Below are 24,632 nucleotides of genomic sequence, written 5' to 3' on the forward strand. Positions count from 1 at the left end.
CGGCCTGTCAAGGCAGCACGACGAAGCGCCCGATCCGTGCGCCACGTCGGGTGACGTGGCCGGATCGGGCGCTGCGGGGAGGGAGCGGGGGGAGGCGCCTGTGCGGCGCCGGGGTCAGGCCAGGCCGTAGAGGCGGTCGCCCGCGTCGCCCAGCCCGGGCACGATGTAGCCGTTCTCGTCGAGCTTCTCGTCGACGGCGCCGAGCACGATGCTGACGTCGCGGCCCTGCATCGCGGCCTCGACCGCGGCGAGGCCCTCGGGGGCCGCGATCAGGCAGACCGCCGTCACGTCGACGGCGCCGCGCTCGAGCAGGTAGTCGATGGCGGCGATCAGCGAGCCGCCGGTCGCCAGCATCGGGTCGAGCACGAAGCACTGGCGGTTCGACAGGTCGTCGGGCAGGCGCTCGGCGTACGTCGTCGGCTGCAGGGTCTCCTCGTCGCGGACCATGCCGAGGAACCCGACCTCGGCGGTCGGCACCAGCGTCGTCATGCCCTCGAGCATGCCGAGGCCGGCGCGGAGGATGGGGACGACGAGCGGCCGCGGCTGGCTGATGGCCAGCCCGGTGGTCGGGCCGACGGGGGTCTGGATCTCGATCGGGGTGGTGCGGACCCCGCGGGTGGCCTCGTAGGCCAGCAGCGTCACGAGCTCTTCGGTGAGGGCCCGGAAGGTCGGTGACGGCGTGCTCGCGTCGCGGAGCACGGTCAGCTTGTGGGTGATCAGGGGATGGTCCGCTACGTGCACTCGCATAGGCTCCACGGTAGCGGAGTCGTCCGCCCCCGACGCCCGTCGACCCGAGGAGCCCCGTGACCGCCGTGCCCCCCGAGCTCGCCCGGTGGATGGGGGCCGCGCTCGCCGAGGCGGAGGGCTGCGCCGTCTCCGGCGACGTGCCCGTCGGGGCCGTGGTGCTCGACGCCGACGGCGTCGTGATCGCGACCGGGCGCAACGAGCGCGAGCTCTCGCAGGACCCGACGGCCCACGCCGAGGTCCTGGCGCTCCGGGCCGCCGCCCGCCACACGGGTGACTGGCACCTCACGGGCACGACCCTCGTCGTCACCCTCGAGCCGTGCCCCATGTGCGCGGGCGCCATCCTCGCGGCGCGGGTGCCGCGGGTGGTCTTCGGGGCCTGGGACGAGAAGGCGGGAGGCGCGGGCAGCGTCTACGACATCCTCCGCGACCGCCGGCTGCCGCACCGCGCCGAGGTCGTGGCGGGCGTCCGCGAGCCCGAGTGCCGGGCCCAGCTGGACGACTTCTTCGCCGCCCGCCGTGCCGGCACCGGCACCGGCACGGCGGCCGCAGCCGGGGCCGGGGCCGACGGCTAGTCGGCCGCGCGGATCACGATCGCGTCGGTCGCCGGAGCCACGTGGCCCGGCTCCACCCACACGTCGGGCTCGACGTAGATCACGCGGGCGATCGGCACGGCCTCGCGCACGCGCGACTCGACCGTGTTGATCGCGGCGGCGACGTCGCTGAGCAGCGTGCGGCCGGGCATGGCCACCTTCGCGGCGACCAGCAGCTCCTCCGGGCCGAGGTACAGGGTCTTCATGTGGATGATCGACTCGACCTCCGGGCCGTCGGTCACGGCGGCGCGGATGGCGGCGACGTCGGCGGCCGAGGCGCCCTCGCCGACCAGCAGGCTCTTCGTCTCGATGCCGAGCACGACCGCCACCGCGACGAGCAGCACGCCGATGAGGAGCGTCCCGATCGCGTCGAAGACCCCGTCGCCCGTGATCCAGGTCAGCACGACGCCGACCATGGCGAAGGTGAGGCCCAGGAGGGCCGCGGCGTCCTCCAGCAGCACGACGGGCAGCTCGGGGGCCTTGGCGCGGCGGATGAACGAGACCCAGCTCTGGCTGCCCTTCGACGGCCGTGCCTCGCGGATCGCGGTACGGAGCGAGAAGCCCTCGAGGCCCAGCGAGATCGCGAGCACGAGCACGGGCAGCCAGGGCACCTCGAGCGGGTGCGGCTCGCGGAGCTTCTCGACGCCCTCGTAGAGCGAGAAGACCCCGCCCACGCTGAACAGGATGATCGAGACGACGAAGGCGAAGACGAAGCGCTCGCGCCCGTAGCCGAAGGGGTGCTCCTCGTCGGCGGCCTTCTTCGCGCGTCGCCCGCCGAGCAGCAGGAGCAGCTGGTTGCCGGAGTCGGCCAGCGAGTGCACGCCCTCGGCGAGCATCGACGACGACCCGGAGAAGGCCCAGGCGATGAACTTGGTCACCGCGATGCCGAGGTTCGCGGCCAGTGCCGCGAAGATCGCCTTGTTGCCGCCGGAAGTGCTCATGGTGTCCGATCCCCTCGTGGTGCTCAGCTCGATCTTAGGATGGCCTGATGGTCACCACTCTCCCCACCACGGCGATCCTCGGCGCCGGCTCGATGGGCGGCGCGATCCTCGCGGGTCTGCTCTCGCCCGACGTCGTCGTCGAGGGCGGCGTCCGCGTCACGAACCGCACCGAGGCCAAGGCCGTCGCTCTCCGCCGCGGCCCGGTCACCTCGCTCGCCACCGAGACCGACCCGACCGCCAACGCCTCGGCGGTCGTCGGGGCGTCGGTCGTGCTGATCGGCGTCAAGCCCGGGATGGTCGTCGACCTCCTCCGCGAGATCGGCCCGGCCCTCGAGCCCGGCACGGTCGTCGTCAGCCTCGCCGCGGGCGTCACGACGGCCACGATGGAGGCGGCGCTGCCCGAGCACGTGCCCGTGCTCCGGTCGATGCCGAACACGCCCGCCGTGGTCGGCCTCGCCGTCACGGGCCTGGCTGCCGGCTCCCGCTCCTCCGAGTCCGACCTCGCGCTGGCGCGACGCGTCTTCGAGGTTGTCGGCGACGTCGTCGTCGTGCCCGAGGAGCAGATCGACGCCCTCAGCACGATCTCCGGCTCCGGCCCGGCCTACGTCTTCTACCTGATCGAGCAGCTGCAGGAGGCGGCGGTCGCGCTGGGCTTCACGCCCGCGCAGGCGGCCACGCTCGTCCAGGGCACGTTCCGCGGGGCGAGCGAGCTGCTCGCCGCGAGCGACCTGCTGCCGGCCGACGAGGCCCCGGCGGAGCTGCGTCGTCGCGTGACGAGCCCGGGCGGCACGACCGAGCGGGCGGTCGCGGAGCTCGCCGACGGCGGCCTCCGCGAGCTGTTCGAGCGTGCCACGCAGGCCGCGCTGGCCCGCAACCGGGAGATCGCGGCCGGCAGCTGAGTCGGGCCGTCACCTAGGCCCGGCCGGCCCCTCGGCGGGGGCGGCGTCGAGCCGGCCCGATCGCCCTCCGCGACGCGGCTCAGCTGTCGAGGGCGGCGAACCGCTCGATCGCCCGGCTGTCGCCGGAGACGATGATGAGGTCGTGGTCGCTGATGACCGTCTCGGGCGTCGCCTCCTCGAACGCGCCTCCCGGGCTCTTCACGCCGACGATGGTGATGCCGTACTTCTTGCGGATGTTCGAGCTCGCGAGCGAGGCTCCCCGCACCGGCTTCGGCGGGTACATCTTGACGATCGCGAAGGCGTCGTCGAACTCGATGTAGTCGAGCATGCGGCCCGAGACGAGGTGCGCGACGCGCTCGCCGGCCTCGCGCTCCGGGTAGATGACGTGGTTGGCGCCGATGCGGGCCAGGATCTTGCCGTGCGACTGGCTGATCGCCTTCGCCCAGATCTGCGGCACCTTCAGGTCGACGAGGTTCGCGGTGATCAGCACGCTCGCCTCGATCGACGAGCCGACGGCGACGACCGCGATCGAGAAGTCCTGGGCGCCGATCTGCTTGAGCGCGTCGATGCTGCGGGCGTCGGCCTGCACCGCGTGGGTGACCCGGTCGGCCCACTTCTGCACGAGGCCCGCGTCGGTGTCGACGGCGAGCACGTCCCTGTCTTGTCGCTCGAGCTGGCCGGCGGTGGCGGCGCCGAACCGGCCGAGGCCGATGACGAGCACCGGGGCGTCGTGCTTGATCTTGTCAACCAACGATCGGTCGCTCCTCGGCTCGCGTGAACAGCTGGCGTCGCTGGCTGGCGGCCAGGGCGACGGAGAGTGTCACTGTACCAACGCGGCCCATCCACATCGTGACCGCGAGGATGTACTTGCCGGAGTCGGGGAGGCGGTCGGTCAGCCCCGTCGACAGGCCCGAGGTGGCGAAGGCCGAGATCGACTCGAACAGCACGTGGTCGAGGGGCTCCTTGGTGATGTGCATGATCAGGATGCTCGACACGGCGACGATCGTCGCGCCCCAGAGCACCACGCTGACCGACAGGCGGAGGACGTCGCTCGGGATCCGGCGGCCGAACGCCTCCATCGAGCGGTTGCCCCGGGCCTCGGCGAACGCGGCGAGGAAGAGGACGGCCAGGGTCGTCACCTTGATGCCGCCGGCCGTCGACGCCGACCCGCCGCCGATGAACATGAGCATGTCGGTGACGAGCAGCGACGACCCGTTGAGCTCGGAGATGTCGATGGTCGCGAACCCGCCCGACCTCGTCATCGTGCTGAGGAAGAGCGACTGGAAGATCGTCGGGCCCGCCGCGATGTCGCCGAAGGTCTCCGGGTTGTCGAACTCGAGCACGATGTAGAGGACGGTGCCCGCCAGGAGCAGGACTCCGCTGGTGACCAGCGTGAGCTTGACGTGGACCGACCAGCGTCGCGGGTTGCGGGGGTTGCGGGCCAGCGCGTAGATGACGGGGAACCCGATGCTGCCGAGGAAGACGCCGACCATGATCAGCGACAAGAACCAGTAGTCGTCGGCGAACGGGGCGAGCCCGTCGGCGTTCGGCGTGAAGCCCGTGTTCGTGAAGGCCATCGCCGAGTAGTAGAAGCTGTCGAGCACCGCGTCGCCGAGGGGGATGCCGTCGAGCAGCACGCGGGGGATGAGCAGCAGTGCGATGACGGTCTGGATCACGGCCGAGCTGAGCGCCACGGTGGCGAGCAGCCCGCCCACCTCGCCGAGCCGCACGGCCTGGCCCTCGGGCACCGGGCCCGCGTGCACGCGGAGCGGGTTGCTGTCGGAGGCGGCCATCAGCCGGGCGCGGAGGCCCAGCTTCCGCGAGACCACCAGCCCCATGATCGACGCGAGCGTCAGCACGCCGATGGCGCCGATCTGCACCCCGACGAAGATGACGACGTGCCCGAACAGCGACCAGTGCGTGGCCATGTCGACGGTCGCGAGCCCGGTGACGCAGATGACCGAGACGGCGGTGAAGAGGGAGTCGGCCAACGGCGTCCTGCTGCCCTCGGCCGACGAGACCGGCAGCGAGAAGACGAGCGTGAAGACCACGATGAGGCCGGTGAAGATCATGATGGCGAACCGCGCCGGCGAGTGCCGCCCGATGTCGTCGATCCACTCGGAGAGCCGCGCGAAGGGGCTGCGGGGGTCTCGACGGGGCAGGCGCCGATCGGCGACGGAGGGGCGCGACACGGTCGTCATGGTACTCGGGGGCCGTGGTCGTTACTGTGGCTGCATGCCCGACATCTTCAGCGTGATCGCCGACGGGACGCGCCGCGACCTCCTGAAGGTGCTGCTCGACGCGCACGTCTCGGCCGACTCGGCCACCGGCGACGTCAGCGTCGGCGAGATGGTCACGGCCCTCGGCCTCAGCCAGCCGACGGTGTCGAAGCACCTCCGCGTGCTCCGCGACGCCGGGCTCGTGCACGTCCGCGAGGTCGGCCAGCACCGCTACTACGGCATCGAGACCGTCCCGCTCGAGACCGTCGAGGACTGGCTCATCCCCTTCCTCGGCGCGGGCGCCGCGGACGAGCTCGACGGCGTCGCCTCCGGCGCGTTCGCCGCGTGGGCGGGGGTGGCCATGCCGGCGCCCATCCGCCGGGCGGCCGAGAACCTCCCCGACGCGGGCGACGTCGGGAGCACGCTGGGCCGTGCCGTCGCGGACGCGCAGCACCGCGCCTCCTCGGCCCTGCACGACGCCCAGAGCGCCCTCGACGAGCGGGTCATCGAGCCGGTGCGCAAGCGCCTCGGCCGCTGACGACCGATCCGTTGCACGGGGTCGGCCACGCCCCTAGAGTGGCCACGACCCGGGAGCTGCCGCTGCCGGTGCCCGACGACGAAGGTGGACCCGTGGCGCACGACCTGTCAGACGTGAGGTTCCTCACGGTGGCCGAGGTGGCCGACATGATGCGCGTGTCGCGGATGACCGTGTACCGCATGGTGCACTCCGGCGAGCTGCCCGCGATCCGCTTCGGCCGCTCGTTCCGGGTGCCCGAGTCGGCCGTCGCGGCCGTCCTGCAGATCGGCGTCGCCGACGTCGGCTGACGCCACTTCGACATTCGGGTCCGGCCCTTGTAGACTGCCCCGAGGTATTTTTCCGCGGTTCTGTTTCGGACCCGGTTGTTCCGATCCAGTCCAATCAGCGAGGTCCACATGGGTTCTGTCATCAAGAAGCGTCGCAAGCGCATGGCGAAGAAGAAGCACCGCAAGCTGCTCCGCAAGACGCGCCACCAGCGTCGCAACAAGAAGTAGTCGCAACTGTTCGCGTGCCCCTGGCCCTTCGGGCCAGGGGCCGCTTTCTTTTCACGACCTACTTCCGTGCCCATGGCGCCCTGCCGGGCGCGGCGCCCTGCCGGGCGCGGCGCCCTGCCGGGCGCGGCCCTGCGGGCCAGTCGCCGACGCCGTAGCTTCCTGCTTCCCTTCCCTGCTGATGCTGCTGCTGCGGCTTCGTCGTTGGTGACAGCAAATGCCGACCGATCTGCAGCTTGGACTCGTCCAGGGCGTGGATTTTCCCGTATCAGGAGGCCGTGAGTCGGCAATTGCGACAGAGGGGAGAGGAAGCGGGGAGCAGGGGAGCTGGGGATCGGTGGCACATCACGCCGCGGGATGCGCGGAGGTGGGGGCCGGTAGGGTCGGGGCGTGAGTGCTCCCCGCCTGTCCCTGCTGACGAAGCCCGGCTGCCACCTGTGCGACGACGCCCGGACAGCCCTCGACGCCGTGCTCGCTGAGCCGGAGTTCGCGGCCCACGACCTCGGCTACGTCGAGACGAACATCCTCGACGACGCCGCCCTCCGCGACGAGTACGCGGAGGAGATCCCCGTCGTCCTCATCGACGACCGGGTGCACACCATCTGGCGCGTCGAGCCCGACCGACTCCGCACCGCGCTGCGCAAGGCCGTCCTCTGAGGGGCTGATGCCCCGGCGCTCCGCCGCTGCTGTCCCGGCCGCACCGCACCGCACCGCTCGGCGACCCCCTACCACGACGGGCCCGACGAGATCGCTCTCGTCGGGCCCGTCGCGGCGTCGCGCTCCGCCCCGCGGGGCGGTGTCGACTACGGCGTGAGGCGCGTCGGCCCGCGGAACAGGTACGTCACCTCGCGGAGGTTCGGCTGGTGCAGCATCAGCATCAGCACGCGGGCCAGGCCCATGCCGAAGCCGCCGTGCGACGGGGCGCCGTAGCGGAAGAAGTCGAGGTAGCCGCCGAGCTCCTCCGGCTTCATGCCCTTCTCGCGGATCTGCGCCTCGAGCACCTCGACGCGGTGCTCGCGCTGGGCGCCCGTGGTGATCTCCGTGCCGTTGTAGATGAGGTCGTAGCTCTTCGTGAGCTGCGGGTCGTCGTCGTGGCGCATGTGGTAGAACGGCCGGATCGACGCGTCGTAGTCGGTGAGGAAGACGAAGTCGTGGTCGAACGTCTCCTTCACGTAGGCGGCGATCTGGCGCTCGCCCTCCGGGTCCATGTCGGCGTCGGCGCGGGGCACGACGTAGCCGCGGTCGGCGACGATCTGCTTCGCCTCGGCCAGGGGGATGCGCGGGAAGGGCGTCGTGGGCACGGTCAGCTCGACGTCGAAGAGCTCCGCGATCTCGGCGCCGTGCTTCTCGACGACGGCCGTGAACGCGGCGACCAGGAGCTCCTCCTGCATCTGCATGACGTCCTCGTGGGAGTCGACGTAGCTGATCTCGGCGTCGACGCTGGTGTACTCGGTCGCGTGCCGCGAGGTGAACGACGGGTCGGCACGGAAGACCGGGGCGATCTCGAAGATCTTGCCGAAGCCCGCCGACTGCGCCATCTGCTTGAAGAACTGGGGGCTCTGCGCGAGGAAGGCGCTGCCCTCGAAGTAGTCGACCTTGAAGAGCTCGGCGTTCGACTCGCTGGCCGACGCCATGATCTTGGGGGTGTGGATCTCGATGTACCCGCGCTCGACCCAGTAGGTGCGCATGGCGTGCTCGAAGGTCGTCTGCACGCGGAAGATGAGGGCGTTCCGCGGCACGCGCAGGTCGAGGAAGCGCCAGTCCATGCGCTTGTCGATGCCGCTGTCGGCGGCGATCGGGGTCTCGGGGTCGGCGAGGCTGTCGACGACGAGGGTGTCGATCTTCACCTCGATGCCGCCGAGCTTGACCCGCTCGTCGTGCTTGAGCTGGCCCGTCACGGTGACGAAGCTGCCCTGCGAGAGGCCGGAGATCGCGTCGGCGACCTCGTCGGTCTCGCCCGCCTCGGCGAGGACGTCGGCCGCGGTGCGCGGGCGGACGAGCTGGACGGCGCCGGACTCGTCGCGGAGGACGACGAACTGCACCTTCTTCTGGTCACGGACCGTGTCGACCCAGCCCGCCACCGTGACGGTGCCGTCGGGGAGGGGAGCGAGGTCGTTGATGAGGGTGCGTTCGATCACGAGGCCCGAGTTTACCGTGCGCGGGCGTCCCTGCGGGCCCCGCACCGCGCCTCCTGTGGGTCTCCCCGGTGGGAGGTGTGCGCCGGGCCCCGACCTAGACTGGGGCGCATGCCCGCCCAGCAGATCCACCTCGTGCGCCACGGTGAGGTGCAGAACCCCGACCACGTCCTCTACGGCCGACTCGAGGGCTTCGGGCTCAGCGAGCTCGGCCACCGCATGGCGGCCTCGTCGGCCGCGATGCTGCAGGCGCAGGGCGCCCCGGTCGCCGCGATCGTCGCCAGCCCGCTGCAGCGCACGCGCGAGAGCGCGGCTCCGTGGGCCGAGGCCTTCGAGCTGCCGGTGCAGGTCGACGAGCGCCTCATCGAGCCGACCAACAAGTACGAGGGGCGCCGCAGCGACTTCACGGTCGCGAAGCAGCTGGCCGTGCCCGCCGAGTGGCCGTGGATCGTCAACCCGCTCAAGCCGAGCTGGGGCGAGGCCTACGTCAGCATCGCCGCCCGCATGCTCGCCGCGGTCGACGAGGCCTGGTCGAGCGTCGACGGCGGCGACGTCGTCCTCGTCAGCCACCAGCTGCCGATCTGGATGGTGCACCGCAGCGTCACCGGCGCGCGCCTCTTCCACGACCCGCGTCGCCGCCGCTGCTCGCTGTCGAGCGTGACGACCCTCGAGCGCCGCGGCGACCGCTTCGTCGAGGTGGGCTATCAGGATCCCGCGGCAGACTTGCTCGCGAACGCCGTCGACCTGGGAGCAGTGTGACCACCCGAACACCGTCCGACGGGGCCTCCGCGGCTCCGTCCACCACCCGTCCGTCCCTGCGTCGGCGCACCGTCCGCGGCCTCGCCGCCGCGGCCGTGCTCGCCCTCGCCCTCACCGGCTGCACGTCGGCGAACGACGGCCTCGCGCAGCAGTACGCCGACGGCGGCACCGAGAACTACATCTCCGGCGAGGGCACCGTGACGGAGGTCCCCGTCGACGAGCGACGCGACCCGGTCGAGTTCACGGCGACGACCGACGCGGGCGACGAGGTCTCGCGCTCCGACCTCGACGGCCAGGTCGTCGTGCTCAACTTCTGGTACGCCAGCTGCCCGCCCTGCCGGCAGGAGGCGCCCGACCTGCAGCAGCTCAGCGAGGCCCACGAGGGCGACGGCGTGCAGTTCCTCGGCGTGAACGTGCGCGACCAGGCCAAGACGTCGCTCGCCTTCGCCGAGAAGTTCGGCGTCACCTACCCCTCGGTCGTCGACACCAACGACGGCACCGTGCAGCTCGCGCTGGCGGGCACCATCGCCCCGAACTCCGTGCCGACGACGATCGTGCTCGACAAGCAGGGCCGCATCGCCGCGCGCATCCTGGGCGGGCTGCAGGGCCCCAGCATCCTCGACCAGCTGATCAAAGACGCCGTCGTCGAGCAGGCCTAGGTGTACCAGGGCAACCCCTTCTTCGACGCGGTCGCCGGCGGGCAGCTGGCCGTCGCGCTGCCCGTGGCGGTGCTGGCGGGCCTCATCTCGTTCCTGTCGCCCTGCGTCCTCCCGCTCGTGCCCGGCTACCTCGGCTACGTCGGCGGCCTGACCGGCGGCGCCCGTGACGACGCCGGCCGCGCCCGCGACCGTCGCCGGGTGGTCATCGGCGTGCTCCTCTTCATCGCCGGCTTCTCGGTCGTGTTCGTCGGGGCGAACCTCGCCTTCGGCGCCGTCGGCTTCTGGCTGATCCAGTGGCGCGAGCTGATCGTGCGCGTGATGGGGCTCGTCGTGATCGCGCTCGGCCTCGTCTTCATCGGCCAGTTCACGGTGCTGCAGCGCACCCTCAAGCCGGGCTTCACCCCGGCGACCGGCCTCGCCGGCGCCCCGCTGCTCGGCATCGTCTTCGGCCTCGGCTGGACCCCGTGCGTCGGGCCGACGCTCGCCGCGATCACGGCGATGTCGCTGAACACCGGGTCGGTCGGCCAGAGCGTGCTGCTCGGCGTGGCCTACTGCGTCGGCCTCGGCGTGCCCTTCCTGCTCGTCGCCCTCGGCCTCGGCTGGGCGTCGCGCTCCATCTCGTTCGTCAAGCGGCACATCCGCGTCGTCAACATCGTCGGAGGTTCCGTCCTGGTGGTCATCGGTCTTCTCATGGTCACCGGGCTCTGGTCCGCGCTGATGTCCGAGGTCGGGGCGGTGATCGCGGGCTATGGCACGATCGTCTGACCGAGCGCCCGGCGCGACCGGCACCCCCGACGCCGTCGACAGCACCGAGGTCACCGACGGCTCCGACGCCGTCGGCGACCCGCTGAGGCCGAGCGACCACTACGACTCGGTCGCCCCCGCCGAGCCCGCCGCCGGCGACGCGGCCGCGTCCGCCGGTGGCGACCGCGACGGCGGGGTCACGAACCCGCGCCTCGGCCTGGTCGGCTACCTGCGCTTCTTCTGGCGCCAGCTGACGAGCATGAAGACGGCGCTCTTCCTCCTCATGCTGCTCGCGGTGGCGGCGATCCCCGGCTCGCTCGTGCCGCAGCGCACCTCCGACCCGAACGGCGTGGTCCAGTACCGGGCCGACCACCCCGACCTCTTCCCCGTGCTCGACAAGCTGGGCGTCTTCGACACCTACTCGTCGCCGTGGTTCTCCGCCGTCTACCTGCTGCTCTTCATCTCGCTGATCGGCTGCATCATCCCGCGCACGAAGCACCACTTCGAGGCGCTCCGGGCCCGCCCGCCGAGGACGCCCGCGCGGCTCTCCCGCCTGGCCGGCTACCGCTCGGTCACGCTGGAGGCCGGCGAGGGAGGCGCGTCGGGCGTCGACCTCGACCCCGCCGCCGCCGTCACGGCGGCCCGCGCCCAGCTGAAGCGCGCCGGCTACCGCACCGAGGTCTTCGGCGACTCGGTCAGCGCCGAGCGCGGCTACCTCCGCGAGACCGGCAACCTCGTCTTCCACTCGGCGCTCGTCGGGGTGCTGCTCACGGTCGGCGTCGGCGGGGGGTTCGGCTACACCGGCCAGCGCGTGATCGTCGAGGGCCAGACCTTCACGAACGCGCTCGTGTCGTACGACTCGTTCAACCCCGGCCGGTGGTTCAGCGACTCGCAGCTGTCGCCGTACAACATCACGCTCGACAAGTTCCGCACGACGTACGAGGAGACCAACACCGACGCCCTGGGGCAGCCGACCGACTACACGGCCGACGTCACCACCCGGACGCAGGGCGGCGACCCGCGGTCGACCCAGATCAAGGTCAACAGCCCGCTCGCCATCGGCGGCTCGACCGTCTACCTGCTCGGCAACGGCTACGCGGTCGACGTGACCGTCACCGCGCCCGACGGCAGCGAGCCGTTCACCGACACGATCCCCTTCCTCCCGCAGGACGCGAACCTCACGTCGCAGGGGGTCGTCAAGGTGCCCGACGGGCTCTCCGAGCAGGTCGGCATGATCGGCTTCTTCTACCCGTCGGCGGTCGAGACCGGGGACGGCTCGGGGATCCTCGCCTCCAGCTACCCCGACCTCCTCAACCCGGTGCTGAGCCTCAACGTCTACGACGGCGACCTCGCGCTCGACGACGGCGTGCCGCAGTCGGTCTACTCGCTGAAGACCGACGACATGACCGAGATCGCCGGCGCGGGGGCGGAGAACGGCCAGAAGGCCCTCCAGCTCAGCCCGGGCGAGACGGTCGACCTGCCGAACGGCCTCGGCACGATCACGTTCAACGACGTGAAGCGCTTCGCGTCGCTCGACGTGCACCACGACCCCTCGCAGGTGTGGGTGCTGCTCTTCGCCGTGCTCACCTTCGGCGGCCTGCTCACGGCCCTCTTCGTGCCCCGTCGCCGCGTCTGGGTCAAGGCCACGGCCACGGCCACCGGCACCGGCCTCCGGCTCGAGTACGCCGGCCTCGCGCGCGGGGAGGACCCGACGCTCGACCGGGCCGTCGGCGAGGTCGCCCGCACGCACCTCACGACCCTCGGCGTGCCCGCCGAGGCGGCGAGGGCGGCGTCGCGCCCCGGCTCGACGTCGAACGACACGGGGCCCTCCGCGTCGCGCGGCGGACGTAGGATCACTCCGTGACCGCCGACCTCGCCTACTACTCGCTCGTCGCCGTCTACTCGGCGATGGCGATCTACACGATCTCCTTCGTGACCTTCGCCCTCGACCTGGCGAAGCGCTCCGGCGACGCCCAGCAGGCCGCCTCGGCCGTCGCCGTCCCGGCCGCCCCGGTGGGGTCGTCGGGCGGCACGCTCCGCAAGGGCGCCGGCGGGGGCAGCACCATCGTGCTCGACCGTGCCGACACCGTCACCGGCGGGGGCGACGTGCCCGGCGCCTCCGGCGGTCGTCGTGCCTCGAAGTTCGAGCGCGTCGCCACGTCGCTGCTCGTGCTCGGCCTGCTCGTGCACGTCGCCTCGGTCGTCATGCGCGGCGTCGCCGCGGGTCGTGTGCCGTGGGCCAACATGTTCGAGTTCTCGCTGACCGGCACGGCGATCATCGTCGGCGTCTACCTCGTGGTGAAGCTCTTCGTCGACATCTCGTACCTCGGCGCCTACGTCACCGGGCTCAACCTCATCCTGCTGGCGATCGGCACGGTCAACTACTACGTCGCCGTCTCGCCGCTGCAGCCCGCGCTGCAGTCGGCCTGGCTGGTCATCCACGTGCTCGTGGCCATCCTCGGCACCGGGTTCTTCGCGATCGCGGCCGGCCTCTCCGTCGCGCAGCTGATCCAGACCAAGCGCGAGCAGGCGAAGCTGGCGAACCTCCGCTTCATGGACACCCTGCCCGCGGCCGACCGCTTGGAGGACCTGGCGTACCGCGTGGCCCTCGTCGGCTTCGTGCTCTGGACCTTCACCCTCATCGCCGGCGCCGTCTGGGCCGAGCGGGCCTGGGGCCGCTACTGGGGCTGGGACACCAAGGAGGTCTGGACCTTCATCATCTGGGTCCTCTACGCCGGCTACATCCACGCCCGCGCGACGCGCGGCTGGCGCGGTGCCCGCTCGTCGTGGCTGTCGATCATCGGCTTCGCGGCCGTCATGTTCAACTTCTCGATCGTCAACGTGTTCTTCAAGGGCCTGCACGCCTACTCGGGCCTCTGATCCGACCGCCGGCCCGTGCGGGCCGGCGCCGGGACCCTCAGGAGTCGCGGGTCGCGGAGAGCACGTCGTGGCAGGCCCGCAGCCGCTCACGCCACCAGCGCACCCTCTCGTCGGGGGCGGCGTGCTCGCGCAGCAGGTCGTGGTCGACCTCGACCCGGCGCACGTCGATCGCCCCGTCGACCGGGAGCAGTGGCTGCCGGGTGACGTCCGCCGCGAGGAGCGCGGCCGTGCCGAGGCCGCAGTCGTGCTCGAGGCCGGGCAGCGCCGCCGCGAGGTGGGCGCCCGTGCTGAGGCCGACGGAGGTGTCGAGGGCGCTCGAGACGACGACGGGCAGGCCCGCCGCCTCGACGACCTCGAGCGCTGCACGGATCCCGCCGAGCGGCTGGGCCTTGATCACGAGCAGGTCGGCGGCGCCCGCCCGGGCGACCGCCAGGGGGTCGTCGGCTCGCCGCACGCTCTCGTCGGCCGCCACCAGGACCCCGAGGCCGGCCGTGCGGCGTCGCAGCTCGGCGAGCTCGGGCACCGTGGCGCACGGCTGCTCCGCGTACTCCAGGGCGTACGGGGCCAGCGCGAGCAGCGCCTCCTCGGCCTCGTCGACCGACCAGCCGCCGTTGGCGTCGACCCGGACGCGGCCCTCGGGGCCGACGTGTCGGCGGGCGGCGGCGACGCGGGCGACGTCGTCGGCGAGCGTCTGGGTGCGGTCGGCGACCTTGACCTTCACGGTGCGGCAGCCGGGGAAGCGTGCGAGGACGCCGGGGACCTCGGCAGGGCCGACGGCGGGCAGGGTCGCGTTCACGCGCACGGTGTCGGCCCGGACGACGTGCGGGGCGCCCCAGCCGAAGTCGACGGAGGCGGCGAGCCAGGTGGCGGCCTCGGCCGGGAGGTACTCGACGAACGGGCTGAACTCGGTCCAGCCCCGCGGCCCCTCGACCAGCAGGGCCTCGCGCACGACGATGCCGCGGAACCGCGTGCGCAGCGGGAGGGCCACGACGTGGGCGCCGTCGAGCAGCTCGCCGACGGGCGGGAGGACGGCAGGTACGACGCTCGGCACGTCTCCAGTCTGTCACCGGGTCGGCCGCTAGGGTCGGTCACCATGGCCGTTCCCGAGACCGACCCGACCGAGCCCCGTGACGCCCGGCAGCGCTCCGGGCAGCCCGGCTCCGCCGCCGCCGACGACGGCCTCACCGTCTTCGACGAGGCCACTCACGACGAGGCCGCCCAGCCGGCCCGCAGCCGGCGGCTCGGCGTCGTGACCCTCGGCCTCGGCCTCCTCCTCCTCGCGCTCGACGGCCTGGCCGTCGGCCTCCTCGCCGCCGACCTCGTCGCCGCGGCCGCCTCGATCGCGCTCGTCACGATGCTCGCCTCGGTCGTCGTCGGGGTCGTCGCGCTGGTCGCCGTGGCCCTCCGCCGCGGCCGCTGGCAGGGCGTCGCCGCCGTGCTGGTCTGCGTGCTGGCGAACCCGTTCGTCTTCGTCTACCTGCTGGGCCGCGCGCTGCCGCAGTTCTAGGCCCGTCGAGCCGGGGACGCGGCCGTCGCGGAGGGCCCGTTCCCGGCCGGGCCCTGCTCCGAGCGCAGGCCCCGCGCGAGGCCCCGTCCCCGCCGCCGGTCGTAGGCTGGCGGGCATGCGCGACACCGTCTCCGACCTCTTCGACCCGACCGAGTGGCGCGAGGTGCCCGGCTTCGCCGACCTCACCGACGTCACGTACCACCTCGACGTCGAGGGCCGCGTGGCGCGCGTCGCCATCGACCGCCCCGAGGTCCGCAACGCCTTCCGGCCGCGCACGGTCGACGAGCTCTACCGCACGCTCGACCACGCCCGGCAGCAGAGCCGGGTCGGCGTCGTGCTGCTGACCGGCAACGGCCCCAGCGCGAAGGACGGCGGCTGGGCCTTCTGCAGCGGCGGCGACCAGCGCATCCGCGGCCGCGACGGCTACAAGGCCGAGGGCGACGAGGCGAACGTGGCCGACCCCGCCTCGGCCGGCCGCCTCCACATCCTCGAGGTGCAGCGGCTGATCCGCTTCATGCCCAAGGTCGTCGTCGCCGTGGTGCCCGGGTGGGCCGCGGGCGGCGGCCACTCGCTGCACGTCGTGTGCGACCTCACGATCGCCAGCCGCGAGCACGGCAGGTTCAAGCAGACCGACGCCGACGTCGGCTCGTTCGACGCCGGGTACGGCAGCGCCTACTTCGCGAAGCAGATCGGCCAGAAGCTCGCCCGCGAGGTCTTCTTCCTCGCCGAGGAGTACAGCGCCGACCGTGCCCACGAGATGGGCGCGGTCAACCGCGTCGTGCCCCACGCCGACCTGGAGAAGGAGGCGCTGGCGATGGCGCGCGTCGTGCTCACGAAGTCGCCCACCGCGATCCGCATGCTCAAGTTCGCGTTCAACGCGACCGACGACGGCATCGTGGGCCAGCAGGTCTTCGCGGGCGAAGCGACGCGCCTGGCGTACGGCACCGACGAGGCCGTCGAGGGCCGGGACTCCTTCCTCGAGAAGCGCGAGCCCGACTGGTCGCCGTTCCCGTGGCAGTACTGAGGGCGGCGGGGCCGGGGAGGCGCGGGGCATGACCCGGCCCCTGGTCGCGGTCGACGCCCGCTCGCCCGAGCGCGTGCTGCTCGCGCTCCGGGCAGCGCTCGCGGGCGGCCCCGCCGTCGCCCCGCGGACGGACGACGTCGTGCCGGCCGACCTGCCGACGACCGTGCCGCTGCCGGTCGCCCTCGTGATCGAGACGAGCGGCTCGAGCGGCCGGCCCAAGCGGGTCGCGCTCGGCACCGACGCGCTCCTGGCCGGCGCGGCCGCCGCCGACGGGGCGCTGGGCGGGCCGGGGCAGTGGCTCCTCGCCCTGCCCGCGCACTACGTGGCCGGCACGAACGTGCTCGTGCGCTCGATCGCCGCCGGCACCGAGCCGGAGCTGCTCGCGCCCGGCCACTTCGACGCCGCGACGTTCGCGCGGGCGGCCGCCCGCCTCACGCACCCGGTGCGGTACACCTCGCTCGTCCCGGCGCAGCTGGTGACCGCGCTCGACGCCGCCGAGCACGACGAGGGCGTCGCCGCGGCGCTCCGCGGCTTCACGGCCGTGCTGGTGGGCGGGCAGGCGACGCCGGCCTCCGTCGTCGACCGGGCCCGCGCCTCCGGCGTCCCCCTGGTGCGCACCTACGGGTCGAGCGAGACGGGCGGCGGCTGCGTGTACGACGGCCGTCCGGTCGGGCAGGCCCGGGTGGCCGTGGTGGGCGGCCAGGTCGAGCTCTCCGGCCCGTCGCTCGCCGAGGGCTACCTCGACGACGAGGCCCGGACGGCCGCCGCGTTCGTCGAGCGGGACGGGCGGCGTTGGTACCGCACGGGCGACGCGGGCACGGTGAGCGACGAGGGCCTCCTCACGGTGACCGGGCGCCTCGACGACGTCGTGGTCTCGGGCGGCGAGAAGGTGTCGCTCGGCGCCGTCGAGCGGGTCGTCCGCGAGCTGCCGGGCTGGGCCGGGGCCGTCGTCGTCCGGTCGACGCACGAGCGCTGGGGCGAGGTCCCCGTCGTCGTGCGCGCGGGGGAGGGCCCGGACGGCGGGACGCTGGCCGAGCTCCGCGCCGCCGTGGTGGCCGAGGCGGGCCGTGGCGCCGCGCCCGACCGGGTGGTGGTCGTCGAGCGGCTGCCCCTGCTGCCGAGCGGCAAGCCCGACCGGCTCGCGCTGGAGCGCCTCGTCGCGCCCTGACCGCGATCGGGGCGGGAACTACACTCGTCGGGTGGCCAAGACGACGACATCCAGGACGAAGCGCAGCGGACGACCGGGCGGCCGCCCGGGGAAGCAGCCCGCACGTCGGGTCACGGCCCGCGACTGGATCGGCGGGGCCCGGCTCCGCACCCTGCCGCTCGCCGTCGCGCCCGTCGCCCTCGGCACCGGGGTCGCCCGCGCGAACGGCGACTGGGACCTGCTGCTCGCCCTGCTCTGCCTCGCCGTCGCGGTGTTCCTGCAGGTCGGCGTCAACTACTCGAACGACTACTCCGACGGCATCCGGGGCACCGACGAGTTCCGGGTCGGGCCGGCCCGCCTGACGGGCTCGGGCGCCGTCCGGCCCCGCACGGTGCTGCGCGTCGCCCTCGTCTCGTTCGCCGTCGCCGCGGTCGCCGGCGTCGCGGTCGTCGTGCTCACGCAGCAGTGGTGGATGCTGGCGGTCGGCGCCGCCGCCGTGGTCGCCGCCTGGTTCTACACCGGGGGCAAGCGGCCCTACGGCTACAACGCGCTCGGCGAGGTCTTCGTCTTCGTCTTCTTCGGCCTCGTGGCGACGGTCGGCACGACCTTCGTGCAGCTCGGGCGCTTCCCCGCCGACGCCTGGGTCGCGGGCGTCTCGGCCGGGCTGTTCGCCTGCGCGGTGCTGATGGTCAACAACATCCGCGACATCCCCCAGGACCGCGCGGCCGGCAAGCGCACCCTGGCGGTCGTCGTCGGCGACCCGGTGGCCCGCGCGCTGTACGCGTCGTTCCTGCTGCTGCCGTTCCTCATCCTCGTGTACTTCGGCTTCCTGTACTTCCACGCGCCGTACGTGTACTTCACGCTGCTGACGGCCGTGCCCGCGGCCGTCATCGGCGTCACGGGCAAGACCCCGAAGGAGCTGATCCTCGCCCTGCAGCTGGCGTCGCTCACGGCGCTCCTGTACGGGCTCGCCCTCGCCGCCGTGCTGTTCGCCTAGGCGCCGCGGGCGGGGCCCTCGGGACGGTCGTCGGCGGGGCGCGACCCGGCGTCGTCCGGGGCAGCGGGGGCGGCGTCGGCCTCGGCCAGACGGGCGTCCTGCTCGGCGAGGTCGTCGTCCTCCGCCAGGGTGTCGCGGTCGAGGGGCTCGGGCCGCGAGCGACGATCGGCCAGCTCGAGCGCGACCTCGCGCCGCAGGCCGGCGAAGAAGATGTACGAGACGCAGAACGCCACCACCGCGGCGAGCAGGGTCGCGAGGTAGGGGTTCGGCAGCAGCAGCACGAACAGGACCAGCGCCACGAGGAAGATGCCGAGGCGCAGGACCGTGTACTTGACCCAGGGTTTCACGCGCTGATCCTAGCCGCGGCCGCCGGTGCGCCCGCCGTGGGCCGCTCTCCGGCACCGGGCGTCGCGTGCCCAGCCGACCCCCGGGAGCGACGCCTATGATCGTCGCCATGGTCAAGTTCTGGGTGGTGGCGGTCGTCGCGGCGTCGGCGTTCGTGATCTACGCCCTCGTCGACTGCCTCTTCGCGGAGTCGAGCCGGTTCCGGGCGCTGAACAAGCCCCTCTGGGCAGCGATCATCGTCCTGCTGCCCGTCGTCGGCGCCGTACTGTGGTTCCTGCTCGGCCGGGCCCGCAAGGCGGGCCGGGGCCCGCAGCGTCGCTTCATCGCCCCCGACGACGACCCCGACTTCTCCGGCCGCTCGGCCGCGACGGTCACCGACCTCGACCGGGAGACCACCGACGAGCGCATCCGGCGCCTCGAGCAGGAGCTCTCCGAGCTCGACAACGACGACAAGACCGGCACGGCCTGAGGCCGTGAGCACCGACTCCTCGGGCTCCGTGCTGCCCGACGACCACGACGCCGTCCGGGGCGAGGCGGAGGCCGACACCGACGGGGCCGCCTCCAGGCCCGTCGAGACCGGCACCGCTCACGGCCTCCCGGCGGAGCGCTCCGGCAGCGTCGCCACCGACTACGCCGTCGCGCTGCTCGCCGCGCTCGTCGACGCGGGCGTGCACGAGCTCGTCCTCAGCCCCGGATCGCGCTCGCAGGCCCTGGCGCTCGCCGCCGCCGAGTTCGAGCGGGCGGGCCGGCTCCGGCTCCGCGTGCGCATCGACGAGCGGAGCGCCGGCTTCACCGCCCTGGGCCTCGCCGTCGAGACCGGCCGCCCGACCGCGGTCGTGACGACCTCCGGCACGGCCGTGGCCAACCTCCACCCGGCCGTCCTGGAGGCCCACCACTCCGGCGTGCCGCTCGTCCTCCTCACCGCCGACCGGCCGGTCGAGCTGCGGGGCGTCGGCAGCAACCAGACGACCGTGCAGCCCGGTCTCTTCGGCCCGGCCGTCCCGTGGGTGCGCGACGTCGAGGCCCCCTCCGAGGGCGACGTCGACGTCGAGGCCGTCCGTCGGCTCGCCCGGGCGGCGGTCGCGGCCTCGCTCGGGGTCGGCGGCGACGACGGCCGTGACACTCCCGGCCCGGTCCAGCTCAACGTCGCCCTGCGCGAGCCGCTCTCGGCGGCCGTGACGACGCTGCCCGCGGCCCGCCCGGGCGAGGTGACCCGCCCCTCCGCGGGGCCCGCCCGCCTGCTCTCCGTCGACGACGACCCGGCCACGCTGGTCGTGGCGGGCCACGACGCCGGTCCCGACGCCGAGCGCCTCGCCCGCGAGCTCGGCGCCCCCCTCGTGGCCGAGGTCTCGAGCGGCGCGCACTTCGGGCCGAACCTCGCTCTCGGCTGGCGCACGCTGCTCGCCGACGCGGAGTTCGGCGGGCTCGTCCGCCGCGTGGTGGTCGTCGGCCACCCGACCCTGACCCGCCAGGTGCCCGCCCTGCTGGCGCGCCCCGACGTCGAGGTCGTCGTCGTCCGCGGGCGCACCGCCGACGCCTACGACCCGAGCCGCCGCGCGACCGTGGTCGCCGCCGTCGAGGTCGCCCCCGGTGGGGGAGGCGCCCCCGACGACCGCGCCCACCGGGCCTGGGTGGGCCGCTGGGTCCACGCCGGCCGCGCGCTCGTCGGCGACCAGGAGCAGGCGCCCGACCTCGACGCCGCGACGAGCGACGACGCCTCGGTGCGGGCGGAGTTCCTCCGCGGCGAGGTGCAGCTGCTGCGCCGCGGGGTCACGCGGCGTGCCCTGGCCGAGACGCTCTGGCGCGTCACGTGGCCGCACGACCGGCTCGTGCTCGGCGCCTCGCGGCTCATCCGCGAGGTCGACGAGGTGGTGCCCGGCAAGAAGGTGCCCGTCCACGCGAACCGCGGCCTCGCCGGCATCGACGGCACGGTCGCGACCGCGACCGGGATCGCCCTCGCCAGCCAGCTCGACGAGGCGCGCCCGGGCGTGACGCGCGTGCTGCTCGGCGACCTCACCCTGCTGCACGACGTCGGCTCGCTGCTCCTCGGCGACGGCGAGGTGCGGCCCCGGCTGCAGGTCGTCGTCGGCAACGACGGCGGCGGCACGATCTTCGACGGCCTCGAGGTGGCCGCGACGGCCCCCGCCGACGCGATGACCCGGGTCCAGTTCACCCCGCAGAGCGTCGAGCTCGCCCCCCTGGCCGCCGCCTACGGCTGGCACCACGTGCGGGCCGCGACGCGGGCCGAGCTCGACCAGGCCCTCGCCCGCCGCTGGGACGGCCCGGTGCTGATCGAGGTCCCGCTCGCGCGCTGACGCCCCGCGGCCGACGGGCGTGCCCGGACTCGGCGGCCGCACCGCGACTCCGCCCGGCCCCTGCCCGCCCGCCGCACGTAGGCTCGGCCGCATGGCCACCACCTGGACGTCCGAGCCCGCCGAGATCCTCCGTGCGGGCACCGACTTCGCCCTCGCCGACGTCGACCCCCGGTCGACGCCGGGCTTCGCCGGCGACAAGGGCTACGCGCGGCAGGTGCTCGAGTCCGGCCGGGAGGCGCTGAGCGACCTCCAGGAGCGGCTCTTCGCCAGCAGCCGGACGGGCGGCGACCAGGGCTCCGTCCTCCTCGTGCTGCAGGGCACCGACACCTCGGGCAAGGGCGGTGTCGTCCGTCACGTCGTGGGTTCCGTCGATCCGCAGGGCGTCGCCCACCACGCGTTCAAGCAGCCCACCGAGGAGGAGCTCGCGCACGACTTCCTCTGGCGCGTGCGCCGCGAGCTGCCCGGCCCCGGCATGATCGGCGTCTTCGACCGCTCGCACTACGAGGACGTGCTGATCGGCAAGGTGCGCCGCCTCGCGTCGCCCGAGGAGGTCGAGCAGCGCTACGACGACATCGTCGCCTTCGAGCGCGAGCTGGTGGAGTCGGGCACGACCATCGTCAAGGTCATGCTGCACATCTCGCGCGACGAGCAGGGCGAGCGGCTGCGCGCCCGTCTCGACGACCCGGAGAAGCACTGGAAGTACGTGCCCGGCGACCTCGACGACCGCCTGCTCTGGTCCGACTACCAGGAGGCGTACGAGACGGCGGTCCGGCGCACGAGCACGGAGGCGGCGCCGTGGTTCGTCGTGCCCGCCGACCGCAAGTGGTACGCCCGCGTCGCCGTGCAGCGGCTGCTGACGGCCGCCCTGCGAGCGCGGGACCCGCAGTGGCCGGCCGCGCCGTACGACGTCGAGCTGGAGAAGGTCCGGCTCGCCTCCACCTGATCCGTCGGCGGAGCGCCCTCGGGGGCCACTCCGTCAGGAGGCGCGGCTCCGGAGGGCGTCGCCGGTTCCCCGCGGCAGACGGAGGCCCTCCGGCAGGCTGAGCAGGGCGAGCGCCGCGAGCACGACGAGGGCCACCTGGTAGCCGGTCGCCGGGTCGGAGCCGCCGTCGGCGGAGGCCGCCAGGTCGGCGAGGCGGACGGCGAGGGCCGTCACGGCGACCCCGAGGCCCACGGCGAGCTGGCTCGTGATCGACGCGATGGCGTTCGCCGGGCCGATCATCGGCGCGGGCACGTCAGCGAACTGCAGGGTGTTGTAGGCCGTGAAGCCCACCGAGCGGAACACGCCGCTCAGCAGCAGCACCGCCGCGACCAGCACCGGTGAGTCGTCGGGCCGCACGAGCGCCGTCGCGACGAAGGTCGCGGCGAGCCCGACGGTCGCGACGACGATGATCGGCACGACCCGGAAGCGGTGCAGCAGGGGAGTCGTGAGCGGCTTGACCGCCAGGTTGCCGACGAAGACCCACATCAGCATCACGCCGGCCTCGACCGGCGACCAGCCGAAGCCGTCCTGCAGCAGCAGGGGCACGACGAACGGCACGCCGTTGACGACCGCGCGGTAGAGCGAGCCGCTGAGGTTCGTCACGCGGAACGAGCCGATGCGGAACGCCGCGAGGTCGAGCAGCGGGTGACGCGCACGTCGGAACCACCGCACCGCCGCCACGCCGGCGAGCAGCGCGACGGCCACGAGGGCCACGCCGACGGCGACCGTCGACGGGGCGCCGAGCAGGTCGAAGGCGACCACCAGCGAGACGATCGACGTCACGACGAGCAGCAGGCCGACGACGTCGAGAGGCTGGGGGTCGCCCGGCTCCGGGCTCGGCACGACCCGCCACGCGACGACGAGGAGGGCGACGCCGACCGGCACGTTGACCAGGAAGACCCACTGCCAGCCGAGGTGCTCCGTCAGCAGCCCGCCGATCAGCGGTGCGACGACCGGGGCGACGAGCGCCGGCCAGGTCAGGTAGGCGATGGCGCGGATGAGCTCGGACTTCTCCGTGCTGCGGAGCACGATCAGCCGCCCGATCGGCACCATCATGCTGCCGGCGAGGCCCTGCACCACCCGCGACGCCGTCAGCGAGACGAGGTCGCCGCTCAGCGCGCAGGCCACCGACGCGAGCGTGAAGAGCACCACGGCGGCGAGGAACACCCGTCGGGCCCCCCACCGCTCCGCGAGCCACGCGCCGAGCGGGATGAACGCGGCGACGGCGACGAGGTAGCCGGTGACGGCGATGCCGAGCTGCGCGGGCTGCACCCGGAAGTCGGCCGCGACGGAGGCGGTGGCCGTCGACAGGATCGTGGCGTCGAGGTTCTCCATGAAGAAGGCCGCGGCGACCACGAGCGCGACCGGTCGCGACCAGCCCTGGCCGGCCCGCGCCTCCCCGGCTCCGGCCCCCTGCGGAGCGTCCTGCCCCGCGCCCCCTCGTGCCCCCGGTGACGTCACTGCGAGAACGCCTGCACGACGGGCTGGAACTTCATGGTGGTCTCGGCGACCTCGCGCTCGGGGACGGACTCGGCCACGACGCCGGCCCCGGCGAACGCGCGCACCTCGCCCTCGGGCGAGACCTGCGCGCAGCGCAGGGCGATCGCCCACTCGCCGTCGCCGTCGGCGCCGACCCAGCCGACCGGCCCGGCGTAGCGTCCGCGGTCGAACGGCTCGAGCTCGCGGATCAGCGCGAGCGCCTCGCGGGTCGGCGTGCCGGCCACGGCGGCCGTGGGGTGCAGCGAGTCGATCAGGTCGAGCGAGCTCGACCCGTCGGTCAGGCGCCCGCGCACGTCGCTCGCCAGGTGCCAGAGGTTGGGCAGCTTGAGGGTGAAGGGCTGCTCGCCCGTCACGACGTCGGTGGCGTGCGGGCCGAGCGAGAGCAGCAGGCTGCGGAGCGCGAAGGCGTGCTCGTCGAGGTCCTTCGGCGAGGTGGCCAGGGCGTGGGCGGCGCGCTCGTCGCTCACGGCGTCGACGCCCCGCGCGGCGCTGCCCGCGAGCACGCGCGCGGAGACCTCGCCGCGCTCGGAGCGCACGAGGGTCTCGGGGCTCGCGCCGATCAGCCCGTCGACCGCGAACGCGTAGCAGTCCGGGTAGGCGGTGAGCAGCGTGGCCGCGACGAGGCGCAGGTCGGCCTCGGGCGGCAGCTGGCCGACGAGGTCGCGGGCGAGCACCACCTTGCTGACGTCGCCGGCGCCGATGGCGTCGACGGCCCGGGCGACGGCGTCGGCGTAGCCCGCGGCCGACAGCTCGCCCTCCCGGAGGCGGAGGCGCACCGAGGCCCCCACGGGAGTGCCCGCGGGCAGCTCGGCCCCGTCGACGCGGGTGATCCACGCCACGCCGTCGCGGCGGCCGATGACGATGCTCGGCACGATCAGCACGCTCGTGTCGGCGGACTCGTCGTCGAAGGCGAACGAGCCGAAGGCGATCAGGCCGGTGCCCGGCACGCGGACCTCGTCGTCGACGGTCGCCCGGCCGGCCAGCTCGCGCCAGGCGGCCGCCGCGTCGCGCATGCGCGAGGGGCCGGAGAACTCGAGCCGGACGGCCTCGCCGATGCCGGCCATGCCGGCGCCGCCGCGCACGAAGACGAGCGGGGAGCTGCGGTCGACGACGTCGAGCAGGGGGCTGATGTGGTCGATCCGGGTGGTGCGGACGGAGAGGGAGGGGACGCGCGGCGACGGGAGATCCACCGCGTCAGCCTACTCGGGCAGCG

At 73.6% G+C, this 24,632-nt stretch carries 27 protein-coding genes; 18 read left to right on the forward strand and 9 right to left on the reverse strand.

All coding sequences use genetic code 11. The features are described from left to right. Nucleotides 1-114: 114 nt before the first annotated feature. Nucleotides 115-747 carry a uracil phosphoribosyltransferase gene (upp, locus tag F1C15_RS13225; RefSeq protein ID WP_056052921.1) on the reverse strand — a complete coding sequence of 211 codons (633 nt, stop codon included), beginning with the start codon at nt 745-747 and terminating at the stop codon, nt 115-117. An 89-nt stretch (nt 748-836) separates the two neighbouring features. Between upp and F1C15_RS13230 the strand changes: the two genes are divergently transcribed. Further along, complete coding sequence (locus F1C15_RS13230) at nt 837-1,319, forward strand: nucleoside deaminase (protein ID WP_185234362.1); 483 nt, start codon at nt 837-839, stop codon at nt 1,317-1,319. Here the strand turns inward: F1C15_RS13230 and F1C15_RS13235 are convergent. After that, nucleotides 1,316-2,278, reverse strand: a complete 963-nt coding sequence (locus F1C15_RS13235) for a cation diffusion facilitator family transporter (RefSeq protein WP_056052924.1) — start codon at nt 2,276-2,278, stop codon at nt 1,316-1,318. The genes F1C15_RS13230 and F1C15_RS13235 overlap by 4 nt on opposite strands. Nucleotides 2,279-2,325: 47 nt before the next feature. Between F1C15_RS13235 and proC the strand changes: the two genes are divergently transcribed. Further along, nucleotides 2,326-3,177 carry a pyrroline-5-carboxylate reductase gene (gene proC, locus F1C15_RS13240; protein WP_185231742.1) on the forward strand — a complete coding sequence of 284 codons (852 nt, stop codon included), beginning with the start codon at nt 2,326-2,328 and terminating at the stop codon, nt 3,175-3,177. 79 nt (nt 3,178-3,256) lie between these two features. On the opposite strand, the gene F1C15_RS13245 is transcribed toward proC, so the two are convergent. Both F1C15_RS13245 and F1C15_RS13250 read right to left on the reverse strand, forming a co-directional pair. After that, complete coding sequence (locus F1C15_RS13245; RefSeq protein ID WP_056052929.1) at nt 3,257-3,928, reverse strand: TrkA family potassium uptake protein; 672 nt, start codon at nt 3,926-3,928, stop codon at nt 3,257-3,259. Beyond that, nucleotides 3,921-5,369, reverse strand: a complete 1,449-nt coding sequence (locus F1C15_RS13250; protein ID WP_369814244.1) for a TrkH family potassium uptake protein — start codon at nt 5,367-5,369, stop codon at nt 3,921-3,923. Before F1C15_RS13250 ends, F1C15_RS13245 begins: the two co-directional genes overlap by 8 nt. A gap of 43 nt (nt 5,370-5,412) precedes the next feature. Between F1C15_RS13250 and F1C15_RS13255 the strand changes: the two genes are divergently transcribed. The 4 genes from F1C15_RS13255 to F1C15_RS13270 all read left to right on the forward strand — a co-directional run bounded on the left by F1C15_RS13255 (nt 5,413) and on the right by F1C15_RS13270 (nt 7,082). Continuing rightward, nucleotides 5,413-5,934 (forward strand): helix-turn-helix transcriptional regulator, encoded by a 522-nt coding sequence (locus tag F1C15_RS13255; protein WP_056052936.1) that lies wholly within the window; start codon nt 5,413-5,415, stop codon nt 5,932-5,934. A 146-nt stretch (nt 5,935-6,080) separates the two neighbouring features. Beyond that, a complete protein-coding gene (locus F1C15_RS13260; RefSeq protein ID WP_056055643.1) occupies nt 6,081-6,221 on the forward strand; it encodes a helix-turn-helix domain-containing protein in 141 nt (46 codons plus the stop codon). A 108-nt stretch (nt 6,222-6,329) separates the two neighbouring features. Then, nucleotides 6,330-6,428, forward strand: a complete 99-nt coding sequence (locus tag F1C15_RS13265) for a 30S ribosomal protein bS22 (RefSeq protein ID WP_003792170.1) — start codon at nt 6,330-6,332, stop codon at nt 6,426-6,428. Nucleotides 6,429-6,815: 387 nt separating this feature from the next. Continuing rightward, on the forward strand, nt 6,816-7,082 hold the full coding sequence (locus F1C15_RS13270; RefSeq protein WP_056052939.1) for a glutaredoxin family protein: 267 nt from the start codon (nt 6,816-6,818) through the stop codon (nt 7,080-7,082). A gap of 146 nt (nt 7,083-7,228) precedes the next feature. Here F1C15_RS13270 and aspS read toward each other — a convergent pair whose 3' ends face one another. Beyond that, entirely contained in the window at nt 7,229-8,563 is a 1,335-nt protein-coding gene (gene aspS / locus F1C15_RS13275; RefSeq protein ID WP_185231744.1) for an aspartate--tRNA(Asn) ligase, read from the reverse strand. A 108-nt stretch (nt 8,564-8,671) separates the two neighbouring features. Between aspS and F1C15_RS13280 the strand changes: the two genes are divergently transcribed. From F1C15_RS13280 to ccsB, 5 genes are read left to right on the forward strand one after another with little or no spacing between them, the layout of a single operon-like run. After that, nucleotides 8,672-9,319, forward strand: a complete 648-nt coding sequence (locus tag F1C15_RS13280) for a histidine phosphatase family protein (RefSeq protein WP_056052943.1) — start codon at nt 8,672-8,674, stop codon at nt 9,317-9,319. Next, nucleotides 9,316-9,978, forward strand: a complete 663-nt coding sequence (locus F1C15_RS13285; RefSeq protein WP_255465273.1) for a TlpA disulfide reductase family protein — start codon at nt 9,316-9,318, stop codon at nt 9,976-9,978. Before F1C15_RS13280 ends, F1C15_RS13285 begins: the two co-directional genes overlap by 4 nt. After that, the gene (locus F1C15_RS13290; RefSeq protein ID WP_056052949.1) at nt 9,979-10,743 is read left to right on the forward strand and encodes a cytochrome c biogenesis CcdA family protein; all 765 of its coding nucleotides are present in this window, start codon (nt 9,979-9,981) and stop codon (nt 10,741-10,743) included. After that, nucleotides 10,727-12,586 (forward strand): cytochrome c biogenesis protein ResB, encoded by a 1,860-nt coding sequence (locus F1C15_RS13295; RefSeq protein ID WP_185231746.1) that lies wholly within the window; start codon nt 10,727-10,729, stop codon nt 12,584-12,586. Before F1C15_RS13290 ends, F1C15_RS13295 begins: the two co-directional genes overlap by 17 nt. Then, nucleotides 12,583-13,602: a c-type cytochrome biogenesis protein CcsB gene (gene ccsB / locus F1C15_RS13300; RefSeq protein WP_370543595.1), complete on the forward strand. Its 1,020-nt coding sequence runs from the start codon at nt 12,583-12,585 to the stop codon at nt 13,600-13,602. Before F1C15_RS13295 ends, ccsB begins: the two co-directional genes overlap by 4 nt. Nucleotides 13,603-13,639: 37 nt before the next feature. Here ccsB and F1C15_RS13305 read toward each other — a convergent pair whose 3' ends face one another. Continuing rightward, complete coding sequence (locus F1C15_RS13305) at nt 13,640-14,653, reverse strand: o-succinylbenzoate synthase (RefSeq protein WP_185231748.1); 1,014 nt, start codon at nt 14,651-14,653, stop codon at nt 13,640-13,642. A 42-nt stretch (nt 14,654-14,695) separates the two neighbouring features. Here F1C15_RS13305 and F1C15_RS13310 point away from each other — a divergent pair, with 42 nt between their 5' ends. From F1C15_RS13310 to F1C15_RS13325, 4 genes are all read left to right on the forward strand, one after another. After that, entirely contained in the window at nt 14,696-15,109 is a 414-nt protein-coding gene (locus tag F1C15_RS13310) for a hypothetical protein (RefSeq protein WP_185231750.1), read from the forward strand. A 115-nt stretch (nt 15,110-15,224) separates the two neighbouring features. Further along, nucleotides 15,225-16,133: a 1,4-dihydroxy-2-naphthoyl-CoA synthase gene (locus F1C15_RS13315; protein WP_056052957.1), complete on the forward strand. Its 909-nt coding sequence runs from the start codon at nt 15,225-15,227 to the stop codon at nt 16,131-16,133. Between the two features lie 28 nt (nt 16,134-16,161). After that, complete coding sequence (locus tag F1C15_RS13320; RefSeq protein WP_185231752.1) at nt 16,162-17,301, forward strand: AMP-binding protein; 1,140 nt, start codon at nt 16,162-16,164, stop codon at nt 17,299-17,301. Between the two features lie 31 nt (nt 17,302-17,332). Further along, on the forward strand, nt 17,333-18,277 hold the full coding sequence (locus F1C15_RS13325; protein ID WP_056052963.1) for a 1,4-dihydroxy-2-naphthoate polyprenyltransferase: 945 nt from the start codon (nt 17,333-17,335) through the stop codon (nt 18,275-18,277). Here F1C15_RS13325 and F1C15_RS13330 read toward each other — a convergent pair. Next, nucleotides 18,274-18,624 carry a DUF4229 domain-containing protein gene (locus F1C15_RS13330; protein ID WP_185231754.1) on the reverse strand — a complete coding sequence of 117 codons (351 nt, stop codon included), beginning with the start codon at nt 18,622-18,624 and terminating at the stop codon, nt 18,274-18,276. The two genes, F1C15_RS13325 and F1C15_RS13330, sit on opposite strands and share 4 nt — an antisense overlap. A gap of 107 nt (nt 18,625-18,731) precedes the next feature. Between F1C15_RS13330 and F1C15_RS13335 the strand changes: the two genes are divergently transcribed. The 3 genes from F1C15_RS13335 to F1C15_RS13345 all read left to right on the forward strand — a co-directional run bounded on the left by F1C15_RS13335 (nt 18,732) and on the right by F1C15_RS13345 (nt 21,880). Then, nucleotides 18,732-19,091, forward strand: a complete 360-nt coding sequence (locus tag F1C15_RS13335) for a PLD nuclease N-terminal domain-containing protein (RefSeq protein ID WP_056055651.1) — start codon at nt 18,732-18,734, stop codon at nt 19,089-19,091. Nucleotides 19,092-19,263: 172 nt separating this feature from the next. Then, the gene (menD, locus tag F1C15_RS13340) at nt 19,264-20,937 is read left to right on the forward strand and encodes a 2-succinyl-5-enolpyruvyl-6-hydroxy-3-cyclohexene-1-carboxylic-acid synthase (RefSeq protein WP_255465607.1); all 1,674 of its coding nucleotides are present in this window, start codon (nt 19,264-19,266) and stop codon (nt 20,935-20,937) included. A gap of 91 nt (nt 20,938-21,028) precedes the next feature. Continuing rightward, nucleotides 21,029-21,880: a PPK2 family polyphosphate kinase gene (locus F1C15_RS13345; RefSeq protein WP_185231756.1), complete on the forward strand. Its 852-nt coding sequence runs from the start codon at nt 21,029-21,031 to the stop codon at nt 21,878-21,880. 33 nt (nt 21,881-21,913) lie between these two features. On the opposite strand, the gene F1C15_RS13350 is transcribed toward F1C15_RS13345, so the two are convergent. Together F1C15_RS13350 and F1C15_RS13355 are read right to left on the reverse strand one after the other, a co-directional pair. Further along, nucleotides 21,914-23,380, reverse strand: a complete 1,467-nt coding sequence (locus tag F1C15_RS13350) for an MFS transporter (protein WP_185231758.1) — start codon at nt 23,378-23,380, stop codon at nt 21,914-21,916. Next, entirely contained in the window at nt 23,377-24,609 is a 1,233-nt protein-coding gene (locus F1C15_RS13355; RefSeq protein ID WP_185231760.1) for an isochorismate synthase MenF, read from the reverse strand. The genes F1C15_RS13350 and F1C15_RS13355 overlap by 4 nt, the downstream gene beginning before the upstream one ends. Nucleotides 24,610-24,632: the final 23 nt, after the last annotated feature.

The sequence above is a fragment of the Frigoribacterium sp. NBH87 genome (assembly GCF_014217665.1).
GTDB lineage: Bacteria > Actinomycetota > Actinomycetes > Actinomycetales > Microbacteriaceae > Frigoribacterium > Frigoribacterium endophyticum.

Excerpts from the sequence above, each read along its gene's own strand:
- upp (WP_056052921.1), bottom strand. The coding sequence starts at position 747 with ATGCGAGTGCACGTAGCGGACCATCCCCTGATCACCCACAAGCTGACC.
- F1C15_RS13230 (WP_185234362.1), top strand. The coding sequence starts at position 837 with ATGGGGGCCGCGCTCGCCGAGGCGGAGGGCTGCGCCGTCTCCGGCGAC.
- F1C15_RS13235 (WP_056052924.1), bottom strand. The coding sequence starts at position 2,278 with ATGAGCACTTCCGGCGGCAACAAGGCGATCTTCGCGGCACTGGCCGCG.
- proC (WP_185231742.1), top strand. The coding sequence starts at position 2,326 with ATGGTCACCACTCTCCCCACCACGGCGATCCTCGGCGCCGGCTCGATG.
- F1C15_RS13255 (WP_056052936.1), top strand. The coding sequence starts at position 5,413 with ATGCCCGACATCTTCAGCGTGATCGCCGACGGGACGCGCCGCGACCTC.
- F1C15_RS13260 (WP_056055643.1), top strand. The coding sequence starts at position 6,081 with ATGATGCGCGTGTCGCGGATGACCGTGTACCGCATGGTGCACTCCGGC.
- F1C15_RS13265 (WP_003792170.1), top strand. The coding sequence starts at position 6,330 with ATGGGTTCTGTCATCAAGAAGCGTCGCAAGCGCATGGCGAAGAAGAAG.
- F1C15_RS13280 (WP_056052943.1), top strand. The coding sequence starts at position 8,672 with ATGCCCGCCCAGCAGATCCACCTCGTGCGCCACGGTGAGGTGCAGAAC.
- F1C15_RS13295 (WP_185231746.1), top strand. The coding sequence starts at position 10,727 with ATGGCACGATCGTCTGACCGAGCGCCCGGCGCGACCGGCACCCCCGAC.
- F1C15_RS13310 (WP_185231750.1), top strand. The coding sequence starts at position 14,696 with ATGGCCGTTCCCGAGACCGACCCGACCGAGCCCCGTGACGCCCGGCAG.
- F1C15_RS13315 (WP_056052957.1), top strand. The coding sequence starts at position 15,225 with ATGCGCGACACCGTCTCCGACCTCTTCGACCCGACCGAGTGGCGCGAG.
- F1C15_RS13320 (WP_185231752.1), top strand. The coding sequence starts at position 16,162 with ATGACCCGGCCCCTGGTCGCGGTCGACGCCCGCTCGCCCGAGCGCGTG.
- F1C15_RS13335 (WP_056055651.1), top strand. The coding sequence starts at position 18,732 with ATGGTCAAGTTCTGGGTGGTGGCGGTCGTCGCGGCGTCGGCGTTCGTG.
- F1C15_RS13345 (WP_185231756.1), top strand. The coding sequence starts at position 21,029 with ATGGCCACCACCTGGACGTCCGAGCCCGCCGAGATCCTCCGTGCGGGC.